Source organism: Blautia sp. TF10-30, from assembly GCF_003481245.1.
Classification (GTDB): Bacteria; Bacillota; Clostridia; order Lachnospirales; family Lachnospiraceae; genus Fusicatenibacter; species Fusicatenibacter saccharivorans.
The window spans coordinates 488436-507002 of record NZ_QUKM01000001.1; the positions used below are offsets into that span (position 1 = coordinate 488436).

The 18567-nt window shown below is 47.0% G+C and carries 17 protein-coding genes; 1 reads left to right on the forward strand and 16 read right to left on the reverse strand.

Annotated features, from left to right (window positions below):
* Positions 1–5 precede the first annotated feature (5 nt).
* The 10 genes from DXD02_RS02205 to DXD02_RS02260 all read right to left on the reverse strand — a co-directional run bounded on the left by DXD02_RS02205 (position 6) and on the right by DXD02_RS02260 (position 11466).
* A complete protein-coding gene (locus DXD02_RS02205; protein ID WP_055218301.1) occupies positions 6–488 on the reverse strand; it encodes a LeuD/DmdB family oxidoreductase small subunit in 483 nt (160 codons plus the stop codon).
* Positions 489–627: 139 nt separating this feature from the next.
* Positions 628–1272, reverse strand: a complete 645-nt coding sequence (gene pcp / locus DXD02_RS02210) for a pyroglutamyl-peptidase I (RefSeq protein WP_118666319.1) — start codon at positions 1270–1272, stop codon at positions 628–630.
* Between the two features lie 48 nt (positions 1273–1320).
* The gene (locus tag DXD02_RS02215; protein WP_243033763.1) at positions 1321–2310 is read right to left on the reverse strand and encodes a peptidase; all 990 of its coding nucleotides are present in this window, start codon (positions 2308–2310) and stop codon (positions 1321–1323) included.
* A gap of 111 nt (positions 2311–2421) precedes the next feature.
* The gene (locus tag DXD02_RS02220) at positions 2422–3375 is read right to left on the reverse strand and encodes a DUF979 domain-containing protein (protein ID WP_022462495.1); all 954 of its coding nucleotides are present in this window, start codon (positions 3373–3375) and stop codon (positions 2422–2424) included.
* 12 nt (positions 3376–3387) lie between these two features.
* Positions 3388–4086, reverse strand: a complete 699-nt coding sequence (locus tag DXD02_RS02225; RefSeq protein WP_117800806.1) for a DUF969 domain-containing protein — start codon at positions 4084–4086, stop codon at positions 3388–3390.
* Positions 4087–4182: 96 nt separating this feature from the next.
* Complete coding sequence (locus tag DXD02_RS02230; RefSeq protein ID WP_243106332.1) at positions 4183–7443, reverse strand: M14 family metallopeptidase; 3261 nt, start codon at positions 7441–7443, stop codon at positions 4183–4185.
* Positions 7444–7763: 320 nt separating this feature from the next.
* A complete protein-coding gene (locus DXD02_RS02235) occupies positions 7764–8759 on the reverse strand; it encodes an asparaginase (protein WP_117509129.1) in 996 nt (331 codons plus the stop codon).
* Between the two features lie 416 nt (positions 8760–9175).
* On the reverse strand, positions 9176–9391 hold the full coding sequence (locus tag DXD02_RS02245) for a hypothetical protein (protein WP_022462490.1): 216 nt from the start codon (positions 9389–9391) through the stop codon (positions 9176–9178).
* 277 nt (positions 9392–9668) lie between these two features.
* Positions 9669–10031 (reverse strand): hypothetical protein, encoded by a 363-nt coding sequence (locus DXD02_RS15680; protein ID WP_243106334.1) that lies wholly within the window; start codon positions 10029–10031, stop codon positions 9669–9671.
* Positions 10032–10164: 133 nt separating this feature from the next.
* Positions 10165–11466, reverse strand: a complete 1302-nt coding sequence (locus tag DXD02_RS02260; RefSeq protein WP_118666321.1) for an MFS transporter — start codon at positions 11464–11466, stop codon at positions 10165–10167.
* A 628-nt stretch (positions 11467–12094) separates the two neighbouring features.
* Here DXD02_RS02260 and DXD02_RS02265 point away from each other — a divergent pair.
* Complete coding sequence (locus DXD02_RS02265) at positions 12095–12931, forward strand: 4Fe-4S binding protein (protein ID WP_416388102.1); 837 nt, start codon at positions 12095–12097, stop codon at positions 12929–12931.
* Positions 12932–13314: 383 nt separating this feature from the next.
* Here the strand turns inward: DXD02_RS02265 and DXD02_RS02270 are convergent, their stop codons facing one another.
* The 6 genes from DXD02_RS02270 to DXD02_RS02295 all read right to left on the reverse strand — a co-directional run bounded on the left by DXD02_RS02270 (position 13315) and on the right by DXD02_RS02295 (position 18539).
* Positions 13315–14349 carry an alcohol dehydrogenase gene (locus DXD02_RS02270; protein ID WP_055228476.1) on the reverse strand — a complete coding sequence of 345 codons (1035 nt, stop codon included), beginning with the start codon at positions 14347–14349 and terminating at the stop codon, positions 13315–13317.
* Between the two features lie 4 nt (positions 14350–14353).
* Complete coding sequence (locus tag DXD02_RS02275; protein WP_118666322.1) at positions 14354–15004, reverse strand: vWA domain-containing protein; 651 nt, start codon at positions 15002–15004, stop codon at positions 14354–14356.
* A gap of 189 nt (positions 15005–15193) precedes the next feature.
* Positions 15194–16210 carry an O-acetyl-ADP-ribose deacetylase gene (locus DXD02_RS02280; RefSeq protein ID WP_055228478.1) on the reverse strand — a complete coding sequence of 339 codons (1017 nt, stop codon included), beginning with the start codon at positions 16208–16210 and terminating at the stop codon, positions 15194–15196.
* Positions 16211–16677: 467 nt separating this feature from the next.
* Positions 16678–16842 (reverse strand): oxidoreductase Fe-dependent alcohol dehydrogenase family, encoded by a 165-nt coding sequence (locus DXD02_RS15995; protein WP_022462483.1) that lies wholly within the window; start codon positions 16840–16842, stop codon positions 16678–16680.
* A gap of 138 nt (positions 16843–16980) precedes the next feature.
* Positions 16981–18324 carry an MATE family efflux transporter gene (locus DXD02_RS02290; protein WP_118666323.1) on the reverse strand — a complete coding sequence of 448 codons (1344 nt, stop codon included), beginning with the start codon at positions 18322–18324 and terminating at the stop codon, positions 16981–16983.
* Positions 18325–18344: 20 nt separating this feature from the next.
* A complete protein-coding gene (locus tag DXD02_RS02295) occupies positions 18345–18539 on the reverse strand; it encodes a DUF4224 domain-containing protein (protein WP_022462481.1) in 195 nt (64 codons plus the stop codon).
* Positions 18540–18567 lie beyond the last annotated feature (28 nt).

The following is an 18567-nucleotide window of genomic DNA, read 5'->3' on the forward strand; positions in this document are numbered from 1 at the left end:
GGTTCTTACTCCTCCTCGCGGTTCAAAGAGGCAATCAAGCCTCCCTGATTCAGTATGTTCTGCATATATTCCGGCAGTTTGGTGCAGGTGTACGTTTTGCCGTTCACCTCTGCGGTTCCCTCGGACATATGGAGGACCATGGTGTCCCCGTCTTCTACGGCATCCGGCAGGTCTTTACAGACAATCGCCGGCAGACCGATGTTGATGGCATTGCGGAAAAAGATTCTGGCGAAGGATTTTGCGATGACGGCCTGCACGCCGAGTGCTTTTAAGACTCCTGGTGCCTGCTCTCTTGAAGAACCGCAGCCGAAGTTTTCTCCTCCTACGACAAAATCTCCCGGTTTTACTTTCTTTGCAAAGTCCGGATCTAACGATTCAAACGCATGGCCTTTCATCTCATCCAGATTCGGCAGAAGCAGATACTGGGACGCGATGATCTGGTCTGTATCAAGGTCATTATGAAATTTAAAAATTTTACCCTGTTCCATTTTCTTTCTTTCGTTCCTTTCGCATAAAAATTCTGACGAATCTTATTGTATCACAAAAGATATAGTTTGCAAAAGAGAAAATAGCAAAAAAAGCAGACCGCCGCACCAAAATTCCGGTACGACGGTCTGAAAGTCTGTTTTAGTGGGTAGTTCCCATTGCTTCTTCTACTTCTTCTTTGTTGGTTACGACTGCCTCGATGCAGTATTCCAGAGATTTTGCAATCGTTTCCAGCGGCATGCTTGCCATGGTGCTTGCTTTTCCGACTACCTGCTCGCATGCGAACGGTACGTGGATGAAGCCTGCGCGGATGTTCTGATATTTCGTTGCGCACAGGTGAAGCACATTGTACATGACGCAGTTGCATACGTAGGTGCCTGCGGTGAAGGATACGTGGCACGGAAGGCCGTGTTCGCGGACGTTCTGAACCATTGCTTTGACCGGAATCGTTGCAAAGTACGCGGTCGGGCCGTCTGCCTGCAGCGGTTCATCGGACGGCTGCTCTCCGGCGTTGTCCGGGATTCTTGCGTCTGCAAGGTTGATGCCGACTTTCTCTACGGTTACGCATGCGCGTCCGCCTGCCTGTCCGACATCGATGACAACGTCCGGATTGTGCTCTTTGATGGCTGCTTCCACGCAGGAAATACTTCTGGTAAACTCGGTCGGGATCTCAACTTTTACGATCTCTGCTCCGGCGATGGTATCCGGCAGAAGTTTGATGGCCTCGAATGCCGGGTTCACGCTCTCTCCTCCAAATGGGTCAAATCCTGTTAATAAAACTTTCATCGTCTTTTCTCCTTTTGTCTCTTAATTTTTGTCTCCTGGTTCTGTCCTTTAATATAACACAGGCTCGGGTGCAATAATCTTTCCCCGGTCCATAATCTGACGGTTATCGGTAAAAATATCGGGTTCCCGGCAGACCAGGTCGAAGTGGCCTTTCGCATTCTGCACGCCGCCGAGCGCGATATTGCGTCCAAGCCCTACGTGGAAAGTTCCATACGCGGATTCATCCTCAATGTAGCAGTTGCCGAGGCAGTTCGAGCACGAATTCAGTCCGATGCCAAGCTCTCCTGCGATATAAATCCGTGGATCGAAATATTCCTCCATGTACTTCTTTAAGCGGATGCCGGTCTGTGTCTCCTCGATATCGACGATTCTGCCGCCCTTGAAGATGATTCTCGTCGGCTCATCGGCTCGTCCGATGTATCCCAGCGATCCGTCGAGCACCATAATGCCCTCTGTCTTTGTCTCCTCGATCGGCACATAGACCTCAATACTTGAGGACGAATAGCCTTTTCCGTCTCTTAATACGCCGTTGAAAAATCCCGGATTGCGGTTCTCTTTGTAGAACATCATATCCGTTCCTGCCGGTGTCGTCACATGCACTTTGCCGGATGAACGGAGATACTTCATAAACAGCTTTGCCATCATGCGGCTCTTTTTCGTGTCCATCAAAAGGAAATCGAACTCCAGAAGACTTCTTCCGTCGTTCGTCGAAAGCGGAAGCGACAGAAACTTTTTGTGCTTCTGAATCGCACGCTTCGCTGCTTTTGTTGTCACAAGCGAATACTCGGTCGCTGCAATGATCGCAGTGTAGGGATCAAAGACCGCCTCGTTATCGTCGAAAAAGATGCCCACATGGCGTCCTTTATTTTCAACAATCAGTGTGTTGACGGACCGCGCTTTTTTCCGCGCCTGCATTTCCAGCGCTTTCGCCTCCGCCTGATGCTCCTTTGATGTCACAATCAGTACTTTATCCCACGCTTTTACTCTTACCCATTCGTGGATGATGATCCGGGCCCCCCGTTCCATGTTCGGTGTCATTTGTTTCTCTTCCTTCTCCTGTCATATCTAGTCGACCATTTTACGGACGTTAAGGCCACCGCCCTTCCCTTTCGGAAAATACGATGACCTTAGTTAGTCTGTCCTGACGATTTACTTTAATACTATCATATAACAGATCTGGAATACAAGCATAATTAATCCAACCAGCACCTGATTTTTGATTACGCCCCAGCGGTCCTTCATATTCAGGATTGCAACCGGTACGATATTGAAGTTTGCTGCCATCGGAGTCATTAAGGTTCCGCAGTAACCGCAGGTCAGTGCGATCATACCGATGACTACCGGATTTGCACCGTATGCCAGTACGAACGGAGCACCGATACCAACCGTCATAACGGTGATGGCTGCAAATGCATTACCCATGATCATGGTGAACAGTACCATACCAACGGCATAAACGATGATACCAATATTAACATTTCCTTTCGGAACAACTTTCTCTACGATCTGTGCAATAACCTCACCAACACCGGCTGCAGTAAAGACACCGCCCAGGCAGCCAAGCAGCTGCGGCAGCATACTGAGCGGTCCTGTAAGGGAAAGGAAACGCTCGGAATCTTTCAGGAAAACCTGCGGTTTGTTCTCTTTCGAGTCGTATGCAACCAGGAAAATAATGGCTACGAGAACACCAAGTGTAATCGCGATCATGGAGCTCATATTGGAGAACAGTGAAAAAGCAAGGGAAAATACAGCAACACAGAATGCCGGAACGAAAATCTTCATTCCAATCTTCTTAAACTGTGCTTCGGTGTGTGCTTTTTCCGGTGCGTTTGTTTTTCCAACCTTTACTTTCTTGAAGATCGGCGGCAGACACATAATAATAACAAGGACACCGGAAACCTTGGCCGGAAGCCAGGTGCCAAGTGCTGTAACAATACCGAACGAACACCAGAAAATGGCTGTTCCGATTCTGGACGGATTTTCTTCATCCAGAAGGTTTTTAATACCCGCGTAGATTGCAATCAGGCCAACGAGAATCCATACAATATTTAATCCGGCCGTATTAAATGCGGCTGGAACCTGTATAACTTTTAATGCGCTCATCTAGTGTTCCTCCTATTTCTGTGTCTTTTTGCCGGCTGATTTTTCATAGTATTTTTTCGAAATCCGATTGTCTTTTACAATGACATAGACACAGGAAACAACCAGTGAGAATAATGCAACCGGAATTTCAACTGCCGCAAGGTCAATCAGGCTTACTTCATAGCCAAGACCGGCAAGTGTCGTCTGTACCAGAATTCCACCGGCACCGCCGACAAACAGAACCTGGAAGAAGAACCAGGTGAAGTTCTGCATTGCTGCTGCAAGTCCTTTGACTTCTTCTAAGTGCTCTTCGTTTACGGTACCTTCTTTGTTCTCGATCGCACCTTCTGCCATCGGAAGAAGAACCGGACGGATGAATCCGGCAACACCGCCGAATCCTACGTTGAATGCACCGAACAGGCCATTTAATACGCCGTATACAGCGATCAGCTTGCCGGCTGTTGCACTCTTAACTTTCTTAATCAGGTTTGCTGCTGCTTCACGAAGACCGTTTCTTTCAAGCGTACCAGTAACGAGCAGGATCATCATGAAGATCGCCATGCTTCGGTTCGCTACGAAGTTGGTTCCGATGGTCTCAAGAAGACCGCCGACGCCAAGGCCGCCAACGATCCCTGTCGTAATCAGCGCCAGGAAAATGATGAGGATTGAATCCAGTTTCAGCGCGAATCCGACGATAACGATTAACACGCCAAGTAATTTGATGAGTTCCATACCTAAACTCCTCCTTAAATAAAATGTAGTTTTTTTGGATACAGGCTGCTCCGCACGCTCGTGCTTTCACAACCCTGTATCCTGTATTTCTTCCAGTTACCTAGAGACAATCATCGGTCTCTTTCGTATGTAGCTGGTCAAAATCGTTCCATCCTGCTCGGTAAAGCGGCAGTCCATAACGTTCCGCGCCTCCATGAGCATCTGTATTGTCACTTCGTCGTGCGCCACATGAGCCCGCGCACACAGGTTCAGGTATTCTCCCTGTGCCGTTTCATCCGCAACCTCGCTCGTATAAGCGACGGTTGTAATCCACGGATAGCGGATCGACGAATATCCATGCGCCGGATTCGATTCATACGGAATCCAGTAATTGATCATTTCTTTATAATAATTGGCCGGAAACAGTTTCGGCATCCACGCATGGGCATATTTTTCAAACTGTGCACTCCACTCCTGGTTCAGTGCTTTCATCTCCGGATACGCTGCAATCTTGTCTGCGATCACATCCTCCATGACCTTATTCACATCATAGTTTCCTTTGTATTCCGGATTCATTACATACCAGAAATAACCATATAAGAGCGATCTCGGAAGCCAGAAACCTTTGTAGGACGGGGAGGTATAACCAGAAAACTGCTGCTCCCATTCGTGGCTTGGCACACCGTGGTTATCCACCATTATATCCGGTGCATATTTCTCGTAAATCCGGCTGATGCCCATCGCTTCGCTGTGAATCGTATCCTGCTGGAAATAATGACGGTAAAACTCTTTTCCAAGAGAATTGAACCGCGCCACATGGAATTTCCACGTCGGATGCTCCTTCTGCAGTTCATAGTGAATCGCTGCACCGTCCACGTTTTCCATCGGGATCAGGATCAGATTCAGCTTATCCGGCAGCTCTTTGTAAACATCTTCTGTTAAAAGTTTCTTCAGCAGCATAAACGATGCATTCGTTGAGGCAACCTCGTTTGCATGGTGTCTTGCATTGATCACCTCGCTCGGCACTCTCGCCAGACGCTTTGTCAGCGACAGATATCCCTCGTACTCCGGTTTCAGCCAGACTGCATAGAGCTCGCGGCCTGTATAGGAAACGGCAATCCGGAAGACCTCGATACCCGGAACTTCTTTCAGCTCCTCAATGATCTCCCGATACGTATCGTATCCGATCAGTTCGTGCTCATGCAGGTTGATGTTCTCGATCCGTTTCGCCTTTGGCTTTTCTTCCCGCTCCGGGGTCTGTACCGCGTACGATGCGCCGCTTTCTGTTTCAAAGACAAGCGCTGTTTCCGCAGGAACACAGCTGCATTTTTCAAGAACACCTTTCGACCACAGCGCTGCGTATGCTTTTACGGTAGCCTCTGCTGCGCCTTTCACTGTGATATAGAAATTCAGCTCTCCGTTTTCCCACGAAACTGCGGAAATCCAGGTTTCGACTTCACTTCGTTTTCTCTCTGCGGCAGCGGTCTCTCCGTCTTTTGTGATGCATGCCGCATCTTTTAACGGCTCTGTCAGCGTAACGCGAAAGACCGGCCGGCCCTCTTTCTGATGGATCACCGGCAGAATCAGGCCCGGTGCATCCAGCATCACGCCGGCTTTCTGAATGCCGTAATTTTTAAAATAATCACCGCCCGCAAAATACATGTCCTCATGGAGTGCATCAAGCGATGAGATCAGATCCTCACGGGAACCGGTCGGCTCGTCCGGCTCGCTTACCGTAATGTCCATTCTCAGTTCGTGGAAGAACGGCTGCATCTCCTCCGCAACGGTTCCGCCCGTTTTTTCCTCGATATAGCGGCGGCAGTCCGGAAGGACTTCGCTCTGGTAGACATCCCAGATTTCTTCCAGATCGGTGCGGACTTTTTTGTCAAGAATGGTCTTGCCATTTACTTCTGCTTTTATATAACCGGTCGACGGGTGAACTTTTCCCATCTGCGGGTATTCATTCATATACGGACGCTCCGACCACGCGGCCTTGTACGCATCCTCACAGCAGACGCTGTTTTCTTTGCTTCCCTGGCAGAGATATGTGATGTCATCTTCTCCCTCATAGGCTTTGAATACGACATTTTTTCTCTCGATACCGAGCTCTTTTACCAGAAGATCCTCGATCGGGTACAGCTCCTGCAGATAACGGATCGGTAGGTCGTACCATTTGTCCGGCGTCTCGGCACTCAGGTTGTGGTAAGACGGGATGGCTCCGTTTTCATCATTCCATTCCGTCTGGCCTTCTGGGAGAAACGGTTTGAAATAAACGGTAACCGTATCGGCTCCGGCCTCTTTCAGACGCGGAAGCATCTCTTCTGCCAGCCAGGAATAGCCCTGTTTGTAGGCACAGTAAATCGTTGTCTGTTCCGGCACAGCGCCTGCTTCGCGGATTTTTGCATCGATCGCTTCGCACATCTTCCGGCGCACGCTCTCGGTCTCGCTGACTGCTCCGGTGATTTTTACGGTGCTTCCCTCTTTGAGTTTCGGATAGACTTCCGTTTCCAGAAGTTCTTCAAATACTTCGACCTCCCACGGGAATTCATATACTTTCTCGTACATTTTCTGACCGGATTTGTAATTGTAAACTTCTGCATCTCCGGCCTCTTTTTTCTGCTCTTCGCTCCAGCGCGGCGATCCGTAAACCGCATAGGCGCCGCTTTCTTTTTCCTGTAAAGCTTTCAGTTCGGCAAGCTGGCCGTCCTCTCCGCGTAGGATAAAATCATCCACCATGTCCATCAGGAGATCTTTCCAGCTTCTCTCACCGCAGATCTTTGGAAATGTATTGCAGAGGCGGGCGGTGAATGCGGTCAGTGCTTCGCCGTCTCCGCGCAGATACACTTTTACGCCGTCACCGTCTGTCTCTCCAAGGACCAGTTCTGTCTGATCTGCTTTTTCAAAAATAATCTGATTTCCCTTGTAACCCGCCTCGGCAAGAATGGTTCCTTCGTATCCTGTCGTCTCCATCCCGAAACGGTATGCCAGATCACACGCTGCAAGAAACATAGCATCGCTTGCGTCCTCTGGAAGCACCAGTTTTACATCAAGTGCATCCGGGAGGAAATCGTGATTCTGATCTTTTAAAAACGGACCTTTTTGGAACATTTTTTCCAATCCTGTTTTTTCCCGGAAATCCAGGTCGTAAACCGGCCCGATGTGGTCCGAAGCCGCCTCATACCCCTCCGGGGCTGCATCTGCTGTTTTCTTCCACAGCTTCCGGAATTCTTCTTTTGTTTCCGGTACCGGGATTTCTCCATCCGCGGCTGCAACAGGAAACACTGCCGTCTCTGCCTGGAAACCAAGAAGCAGCGCCGCCTCAACGGTGTTTCGCTTCTGTTCTTTTGTCATATCTGCTGTAAACCTTAACCGTTTCATGCATGCACCTCCGAAATCGTTATCGTTCACACATATGTTGTAACTGTAACCAGCGGTTGGATTCGTCATCCAAAATCCGCCGTTTTCCGCACTGCATCATGAATTCAATTCTACTAAAATGTTCAAAAGATGTCAACCTGTTTCTGATTTTTCTATGAAATTTGCACAATTCTTCCAATAAAAATCAATTTTGCGTCCGTACTATCTGAAAATTTTGTGGAAAATTTCTTTTTCCTCAAAAAGAAAAAGAGGCGTTCACAGCCAGCAGAAACATTTCTTTCCTGCGGACCGTGACAGCCTTTTTGCCGTCTTTCTTTTTCTTATTTCCAGACCGTATCGTAGTTGATCGGTTTATAGAATGCTTTTTCCCGGCTCTCATGATCATCCGGACGGTTGCCGAGAAGCCACATGGTTTTAGTTGCGACTGCCTCCGGGGTCATATCGTATGACTCGAGAATGTTGCACAGGGTTTTCATCTCATGGCCGACTTCATAGACGGTCATATCGCTTCCCTCGTGAGAAACCTGGGTACACATGATGATGAGTTTTTCCGGGTACTTCTGGCAGAGCTCGTAAAACGGCTCCTTGATGCTCGCCGGAATACCGCCGACACCGAAGCTCTCCACAATGATCGCATCGTAGTGCTCAAAAATCGCCGGAAGCAATACCGGACTGATTCCCGGGATCAGTTTCAAGAGAAAAACGTTATCGCTTAAGTTTTCATAAAAACGAACCGGCTTTTCATACGGCAGCATCGGCAGATACCGCAGAATCCGGCGGTCCTGTATTACCGCAAGGTACGGGAAATCGATGCTGGAAAAGGCATTGTAGCTCTTCGTCCGCACCTTCTTCGCGCGCGTTCCCGCGATGACTTTTCCGTCAAACACAATCTGCACGCCCTGGGACGCATCATCACAGGCGTAATAAAAGCTGTCGGACAGGTTTGTCTTTGCATCCGTGATATCCAAATTGATCGGCCGCTGTGCTCCGGTGATGACGATCGGCTTTTCCGAATTCTGAATCATATAGGAAAGCGCCGCCGCGGTGTACGCCATCGTATCAGTTCCGTGCGCGATGACGAAACCGTCGTAATCCTCGTAATGCTCCTTCGCCACTTTCACCAGCGTGCTCCAGTTCTCCGGAACCACATTCGAGCTGTCCAGATTAAACGGATTCACCGCCGTAATCTCACAGAGGCCTTCCACCTCCGGAATATAAGACAATAACTCCTCCGGCGTAATCTGCGGAGTCAAACCATTTTCCGTCTTCTTCGAAGCGATTGTGCCACCGGTTGCGATAAATAAAATCTTTTTCAATGTAAATCACTCCTGTTTTCTCGTTTGGTAAGAAGTTTTCTTTATCTTAGCAGACTTTTTCGGCGGTGTAAATGATGAATTTGGAAATCGAGAAACCAATCCTTTCCATTGACGCAAAAAATTCCGTTTGCTATACTGAATTTTAGACACAGAAAATCCTTATCTACGAATTTTACATTCAGAAAGCCAGGCTTCCTATGAATCATGAAAATCATCCCGGTCATCCATATCTTTATTCTTTTCTTCTTGTTTTCGGTCTGACGCTGATCTGCGCTCTGCTTGCGGGATCTTCGTATTGATCGGAGCGTGAAAAACAGGAAGCTGCCGAACAGCGCAGAATCCAGGAGCTGCATAATGAATTTCTGACTCAGAAAGATTAAACACATGTTAAACATGCGTGAAACGCCCTTTACCGGCTACGCCTTCAGCAGCACCTTCTGCCCGCAGACCGGGATTTCCTCGAGATACTTAAAATACCACTTCTTCCTCCGCGCCGAATACCGCACCACCACCGGAATCCAGCAATTTTCCACTTTCAGATACACATACTGCCCGGAAGCCACTTCCACCTCGCCGTTCTGCTGCTCTACAAATGCACGGTTTTTCTTTATTTTTACAATGCCTTTCGTCATAATGATCATCCTTTCTGAACGGGTTTGAAAAGATACTCTACCTGTATTGTATGCAGAGGGGATAGGAAATTTCCACTTTTCAGGGGCAAAAAAAACAGGACACGGGATTCCCCCATTGTCCTGTTATCCTTTTATCACACACCTGCTTACCCCTCAGCATCGTTCTGCTGCCAAACTTTATCGCTCGAATCAGAACAGCTGCCCCAGCAGTTTCAGCTTTTCCTTTTTGGGAAATGCGGCTTCAAATTTTTCAAAAGCTTCCGGGTTCTTCTCACAGCTAAAACTCCAACGCCAGCTGCATGGCCGTTTCATCAGAATCCGCCAGCTTACGAAAAATCGCCGCCATATATTCCAATGGTCCGCCCGCCAGATAATCATGATGAAGCTGCGCAAGTTTTGGATCGCGGTATTGTTCCAGCGTCAGCATTTTGCGAAAATTGGCAGAGAATGTTTCTTTCGTCCAATGCTCAAACTGCGCCATGCTGTAATCATGAATCTGTGCAATCGGGGTCTGCAGATAGAAGTGTAATGGGGTCTGGTACCAATGTGCAGCTCCTCGGTGTCCAGAAACGCATCCTTGTGATCGACTCTTCCGGCTTTCCGGATCTGGCCTGTCTGTGCTTTTTTCAGGCAGCCACATTCCCGGCAGCCCGACTCACTGATTATCGTAACACGTAACCTCTCTTTGTGAAACCCCGGAGTCAAAAGCAAAAAATCTCAAAACCAGTTGCTCTTGTTCTCCTGGTTTTGAGATTTTTTATGCTGTGTATCTTTTATTTTTCACCCGTCATCGGCTGATGGTCTGCAATTTTCAGAAAAACAAATCCAAGTGCAAAGAAAACCGCCAGACATGCAACTGCTACGTTGATCGTTCCTCCCGCCAGCTTTACAACTGCAATGACTACAGATCCAAGGAAGGAAGCGCCCTTGGCAAAAATATCATAGATGCCAAAATATTCTCCCGAATTCTCCGCCGGAATAATTTTGGAATAATACGACCGCGACAACGACTGAATTGATCCCTGAAAGCATCCCACTCCAAATGCCAGAATCGCAAAGTGCACCAGCGTCCGCAGTGTCAGCGCATAGAGGCAGATGACAAAATAGCCTGCGATGCAGATCAGAATCAGGGATACCGTATCTTTTTTCCGCGACAGTTTTGCAAAAAACAGAGATCCTCCAAAAGCGACAACCTGCGTGGCAAGCAGGAAAACAACCTGTCCGACCGTATTCAGGTTCAGATCGGTTCCGATGTTGATGCAGTTGTCAATGATAGTTCCGACCCCATCGATATAGAGAAAGAATCCAATCAGAAAGAAAAATACTTTCCGGTCCGAAACTGCGATTTTTTTCAGTGTCCCGAAAATTTTTCCAAATGTCTGACCGACGGTAACCGTTCTCATTTCCACGTAATTCTTCTGCCGATATTCCTTCAGCAACGGCAGCGTCACCACCAGCCACCAGAGAGCCGTCACGCTAAAACCGATCATCTTAGAGACAAAATCCGGCAGCACCCCGACCATATCCGGCCCCAACACGTAAGCAATCAGTGCTACAAGAAACGGAATGCAGGATCCCAGGTATCCCCACGCATAGCCATAGGAGGATACCTCATCCATACGTTCCTCCGTTGTCACATCATTCAGCATGGAATCGTAAATCGTCAGCGATGCATTATAGCAGACTCTTGTCACAATATAAATGACCAGAAACAGCACCCAGCTCGTTGCAACGCCATTCAGCACACATCCTGTGATGCCAAGACCTGCCGTTGTGGTAAAAAAGATCTTTTTCTTATCCTTACGATCCGCCAGCACACCGCAGACAGGACCGATCAGTGCCACCACCACCGTAACAATGGAAATGGCAATCGAATAATACGCCGTCGCCTGATCCGAACTGATTTTTCCCGGCCCTGTACCGATTGCCAGACTCTTAAACCAGATCGGAATCAGCGAACAGGCAAGCATAATAAATGCCGAATTTCCCACATCATATAAAACCCATGCAAACTCCTGCTCCGTCAGATTTCGAAACACTTTTGTCCGATGAAGAGCCCGAAACAGACCACTCATACTACAATCCCCACTTTCTTTTATTTTGTCATGCAGTATCAGTGTAGCATAGATTTCTTGATATTCAAAGTATTTTTTGTATGAAAGTAGGCAAAATCATTTGCAAAACGCCAGTTTTCCCATCCTTCCATGATCCGCCGGAAATTTCACAGCAGATCATTTCGATTTCTCAGATTAATGCCGGTGTCTGCGCCAAAACGGAAAGGATCGCAATCACCGCAAAAATCACAGCAGCTGCCACTGCAGCAATCATAATTTTTCTTTTCATAGCATACCTGCTTTCTCTATCATGTTTACGGAATATTTTGTTTTCGTAATCATATCTTTTTTTCTAAAGACATTATACCCTATGCATAGGAATACATCAAACTTTTCCAGTCCAGGCCATTTCCAGACAGCTTTTAAAAACAGTCTGGCATGACTCCAAACGATTACAGGCGCAGGCGGTCATAACCGTCTGCGCCTGTAGTCGTTTCACTTTTTTTGCAGATGTTTTATAAGAATCTGATTACTATTTTTTATTTCTCTGCTATACTTATGCTAAGATACCAGACACGCCCTTGCACCGGCCTGGCAGTCCGTGCATTGAGAAAAAATAAGAAAGCAGAGGATCAAAGAGATGACGAAAATCCCAAACAGACTTCACAAATACGTGCCATCTATGCTGCTGTTTCTGCTGTTTGAAGCAGTGGCAGTTACGCTGTGGCTCACAAAGGACAATTTTTTCTATCTGCTGAATTTCAGCTACATCGGAGCCTGCCTTGGGCTTGGAACGGCACTGTTTACCGCCGGGAAACGGTATGCCCGGCATTTCGTCCAGTTGGCGGTGGGCAGCTATATGTTGCTGTACCTTGGCGTGATTTCCCGTGAAAATATGCAGATCGAAGGGTTCTGGTACTACCTGTTTCTCGGCGTTTTCGAAGCAGCAACTATCCACTACGCGGTTGCAAAAATTTTCGGACCGTTGCTTTTTGGGCGTGGCTGGTGCGGTTACGCCTGCTGGACAGCTATGGTGCTGGACTTTCTGCCCTACAATCAGCCGCAGAAGCCACGAAAAGAAAAGCTGGGCTTCCTTCGCTATGTGATGTTTCTTCTGTCTCTGGCGTTGGTGTCCGGGCTGTTTCTGATGCAGGTGGCACATCTGGAGCAAATCATGTTCTGGCTTTTCCTGGCCGGAAATGCGCTTTATTACCTTGTCGGTATTGTGTTCGCCTTCCTGTTTCAAGATAACCGGGCATTCTGCAAGTACCTGTGTCCCATTACGGTTTTTCTCAAACCTATGAGCTATTTCTCTCTTCTGCGCGTCCACTGCGATGAGGATAAGTGCGTCCATTGCGGGAAGTGTCTGCAGGTCTGCCCCATGAACGTGGAGGTTAATAAGGAAACCCGTAAGCGGAAAAACGGAACAGAGTGTATTCTCTGCTATGAATGCACGAAAGTTTGTCCCTCAAAAGCACTGCATTAACCGTTTTCCTCTTCCGTAAATTTATTCCTCGCTTCAGCCGTCAGATCATTCAGCTCAGAGAAAACAGCGTGGCAATTAATTCCTTCTCTTCCTCTTCGGTCGGCAGATCTGCCATATCCATCCATCGTTCATATTCTCCGGCAAATCCTCCGGCAGCCATTGCCTCCATGCGAAAAGACGATACAGCCAGAAGTACGGATTGTCGCCACATCCGGACCCAGCGGATTCATAAAACCGATCCCTTAATTACCTATACATAATTTTACCTGATTTTTCATGGATCGTATATACTAATGGTTGGAAATCCCCCTGTTATAACAAAATTCCAATCATTATCATACCATATATAGTACATTAATGATTGGAATTATCTATATCTTCTTTTAGCATTCTACTGCTACCTTAATTACACCGTCCCGCTTACCTTCAAAGAGTTCATAGGCTTCCTCTATCCTTTCTAAGGGATAGGTATGGGTGATAAGCGGCTCTGTGTTCAGTTTTCCCTCTGCAATCAACCGTAATGTTTCTTCACAGTCACAGCCATCCACCCCTCCGGTTTTAAAGGTAAGATTTTTTCCATACATATCCGGAAGCGGCAGGATCTGTGCCTGATCATAAAGAGCAACCACCGTCACCAGACCATTGGGTCTCGCGCATTCCCAGGCCAGACGGAAGGTAGCTTCCGCCCCCGCAACCTCCAGCACAACGTCAGCTCCCCCATGATCGCTGTTTGCCCGTACAAACGCTTCACACTTCTCCGGAGAAACCAACAAAATCTCCGGATAATGCTGTCGGATAAACTGCAGACGATTTTTATCCTTTTCACACACAATAATCCGTCTTGGTTTTTTCAGCATTACCGAAAGCAGGGTACAGATACCGGTGGGGCCGGCTCCGATGATCAGCACCGTGTCCTGCTCTGAGATCTCTGAAATACGCGCTGCCCAGTAACCGGTAGCCAGAACATCGCCCACCAGCAATGCCTGTCGATCCGTAACGCCATCCGGAATCTTATTCAGTCCCTGATCTGCAAAGGGCACACGCACATATTCCGCCTGGCCGCCATCAATCCGGCAGCCCAGCGCCCAACCGCCATTTTCATCTGTACAGTTATTCACATACCCTTTCTTGCAGAAAAAGCATTCACCGCAGAAGGTCTCCACGTTTACTGTCACCCGGTCTCCCGGTTTTACCTTGGTAACTGCCTTTCCAACCTCTTCCACAATCCCCACCATCTCATGACCAACCGTGATCCCGGGTACTGCCCGAGGAACGCTGCCATGCTTGATATGCAGATCGCTGGAGCAAATGCTGGCGAGTGTCACTTTGACAATAGCATCCCGCTCCTGCATCAGGGTCGGTTTTGGCTTCTCTCTTAATTCGAATTTTCCTTTTGAAACGTAGGTATACGCCTGCATATTTCTATTTTCCTCCACGCTTTTTATAATCCTCGTCTATACGTTTTTTCCAGTCTGCGTTCAACGGGGCACTGCACCGGACAGAGCTGATTGCTTCGCTGACCACCTCATAATTCAACGCGGTTCCTTCACTGTCGCACTGATAGTTGACTGCACGGTCTGCACCGATTCCGAACTGGCTTGCGGTCTCTACCGCATCAATATTAGCACCGAGGAACAAAAACTCCCAACCGTATTTCGCTTTCTGCCGCTCGATCATCTGCTTCACTTTTTCGCTGTCATACCGGCGGCTGGCATTTTCCATTCCGTCCGTAGTGATTACGAACATGGTGCGTTCCGGTACATCCTCCGGTCTTGCATACTTATGAACATTTCCAATGTGATGAATCGCACCGCCGATGGCATCTAAGAGCGCTGTGCATCCGCGAACTGTATAATCCCGGTCGGTCATCGGTCGGATTTTCTTTACATCTACACGGTCGTGCAGGACTTCACTCACATTGTCAAACAGTACCGTTGAGATCAATGCTTCGCCCTCTGCTTTTTTCTGCTGCTCAATCATAGAATTGAATCCGCCGATGGTGTCCCGTTCCAGTCCGTTCATGGAACCGCTGCGGTCTAAGATAAAAACGATCTCTGTTAAATTCTTTCTCATATGCTTGTCCTCCTCCAAAAAGATCTCGCCCTTGCGGGCTCGCTGTCGCGGTATTCGCCAAGGTTTCGAGCAAGCTCGAACTTTGGCTCATTACACGCGCATATGGCTGCTCGGTTTTGTACCTTACAGTCATAGTATAGCGATTTTCTTTTGTGGAGTGGTCGCATGGAAAGCGACATTTCTTTGTTCTTATGCTCCGATCAGACTCTGGTCAAAGGCAAACAGTGCCTCGTTAATTTCATACACATTATAGTTTCCCCGTTCGACAAAATATTCTACAATGATGTCAAATTTACTTGAATGGGACAATGTGAATCCTGCCTTGCCGAGCATCTCCTGCATCTGGGCAAGCGGTAGCTCCAAAGCGAGGGCAAATGCCAGCACCGTAGGTTTGGATGGCTTATAGAATCTATCCGAGCGAATTTTTGAGAAGAGCTTCCTGTCAATATTTGCTTTCTTGTAGCACTGTGCATCCGTCATACCGCTTTCCTCAATCTTTCGAAGCAGCATTTCTGAAAAGCTCTCATCCATCTGCCCCAGCGCCTCTTCTAAAGACTGACTGCTGCAGGATTTACAGATTGCTTCGGGCGGCAGCGGGACAGATGCAGCTTCAAAGCAGGATTCCTCTTGCCATGCTTCGGAACACCGACTCTGTTCTGCCCTCCTGTCGGTATGTTCTTCCACATACCTGTCATCTATGTACACTGCGATGTCATCAAACAGCTTTCCGCTAATCTGATATGTCTTTCGGTCAAAAATAACGATATAGACCATCATCTCGTTTTCCAGCAGAAATTCGCTGATGGTATCGACTGCAACCTTCAGAGCCTGGTCTTTTGGATAGCCGTAAACACCGGAAGAAATCAGCGGAAAAGCTACAGACTGACAGCCATTTTCTTTCGCCAGATTCAAAGATGTCCGATAACAGGATTCCAGAAGCTCCTGCTCCCGATGCCTGCCATCCCTCCAGCGCGGACCGACTGCATGGATCACATATTTGCAGGGCAGGCGGTATCCCTTTGTAATTTTTGCACTGCCGGTTTCGCAGCCATGCAGCGTACGGCATTCTGCAAGCAGTTCCGGTCCAGCCGCACGATGAATGCAGCCGTCCACACCACCGCCGCCCAAAAGGGACGTGTTGGCAGCATTGACGATTGCGTCAACGTTCATTTTTGTAATATCGTTTCTGATCATTTGCAACGGCATGAAGCACCCCTCCCATTCGTCCAGCAGTTGAAAATCAACATTAGTAAATAAAATATCCCATAACATAAGCTTCTTTAAAAACACTTTGATTCTTGACTCCAGGAACTTTATCGAGATATTCCATGTCATTACTTGCAATCTTAACTCTTTTTAAGTTAAGATGCAATATTTGAGTTAAAAGTAGTTGAAAATCAACATTATTAAAAATCATTTTCGAAAAAAGTCCGATGTAGCATGAGCATTACACCCACACTGCACCGGACATTCCACATCATCAACTGCTCTGTCTATTTTCTTCTTCCTGCTCATGCAGCTGCTCTTTTTTCTACTCGTCCCCTTTCAGGATTTCTTTGCCACAATGTCAAGTGATGAATTAAAAAAAGACAAGCAACATCAAAGAAAAATTTCTTTCACAGCACTTGCCTTTTTCTATTATATTATCGTTATAAAAGCTCCTACTTGAATGCTTACAAACTGTTCTTCAAAATCTCCAATACCTCATCATGATTCAACACCTTATATCCACCTTCCATGATGATGGTTCCATTTGCAATACCATGCAACATTTCTTCTGTTGCCCCCAACTCATGGAGATTCATTGTAAGTCCCAGTTCTTTCATCCAAACTTCCATACAGGAAAGCCCTTCTCTGGCAACCTGTTCATCAGCTTTTCCAGCAGGATTGACCTCCCACACATTCACAGCAAAACGGCAAAACTTGCTAAGACCATAAGGCATAATATACCGATATTGAACTTATTATAAATGAATCTATATCACCTGAAATGTTTTCCATTTTCCGGACTTCTGCCTCCAGAAGAAAATGACCGCCCGAATGCTCCAGTCACAAACCATTGCAATAGCAATCCCGATCACGCCCATTTTCAAAACAATTCCCAAGAGCCATGATAAAAGCAGACGCACCGCTATCGTGGAGATAACCGAAACATACATGGTAAATTTCACATCACCCGCTGCCCGCAGCCCATTACTAAGCGCACCGGAAAAGGGATATGCTGCTGCATTAAACACGTTATGGATTAAAACCAGCCAGATTACAAGCCGTTTGGTCTCCGGCTGCAAAGCATAAAATTTCATAAAGAATGGAGTCAGAAGAAAAATCAAAAGATTCCATGCCGATGAAATCAGCAATGTGATTCTTGTCAATCTCTTAAAATAATGCTCCGCAGCATCTGCATCCCCATTTCCCATACACTGTCCAATGACCGTTATAAATACGGGACCCATAGCGACTCCCGCCAGCGCAGCCAATGACCAGATACTTTGTGCAACACCATTTGCAGCAATCTGATATGTTCCAAAAAGTGCAACGATACCGCTTAATGCTACTTTGACTAACTGGAATATACCGTTTTCCATCCCATTTGGAATAGCGATTTTTAGAATTTGTTTCATGAAATTCACATTCCACCGGAAAATCCACTTGCAGCGATAGAACACTTCATTTTTTCTCTGAAAACAAAGTACTGTAATCATCACGGCTGAAAATGTCCGAGCGATCAGTGAAGGGTATGCAACACCTGCAACACCTGCACGCAAAACAAGTACACCAATGAAATTTCCAATAACATTGATGATATTGGAAATTACCGACAAATACATGGTCACACTGGTTTTTCCAATACTGCGAAAAAGGGCAGCGCCAGCATTGTAAACCGCCAATGCCGGATAGGAATATGCAGAAATCCTAAGGTATGTAATACAAGAGTGCATCACAGAATCTTCCACTTTACCGAACATCAGACGAAGCATCCCTTCATTTCCAATTAGAACCATCACTACGATCAGTATGGAAAAAATCGCAGAAAATGAAAGAAGCTGACTGGCGGATTCTCCAGCGTCATCATTTTTCTTTCTACCAATATACTGGCTGATCACAACCGCCCCTCCAGATGCCAATGCTGTAAACAGATAAATAAAAATAGTATTGAACTGATTTACCAGTGAAACACCGGATACTGCCGCTTCTCCTGCGTAGCTGACCACCAGTGTGTCCGCCATCCCTACAAGCATTATCAGCAGCTGCTCTAAAAACAGGGGAATAATCATAGCCATCAACTTCTCGTTTGAAAACAGAGTTGTTTGCTGATTCACGCCTTTTCCTCCTCTTATTGTTATTTTTTTGTTTTACAGATCATATAATCGATTGCATCAAGTGACTGCTGCTTTTCATGTACCTCATCAAGCAATTTGTACCGATATTTTCGCAACATCCTTATCTGCATTTCTTGATCTTCGCATCCTGAAATTTTTGCGATTTCTTCTTTGCTTAATCCGGCGTTTATACGGGAATCATAATCCGGTTTCATGAAATGGCACTCCCTCCTCAATAAAAAA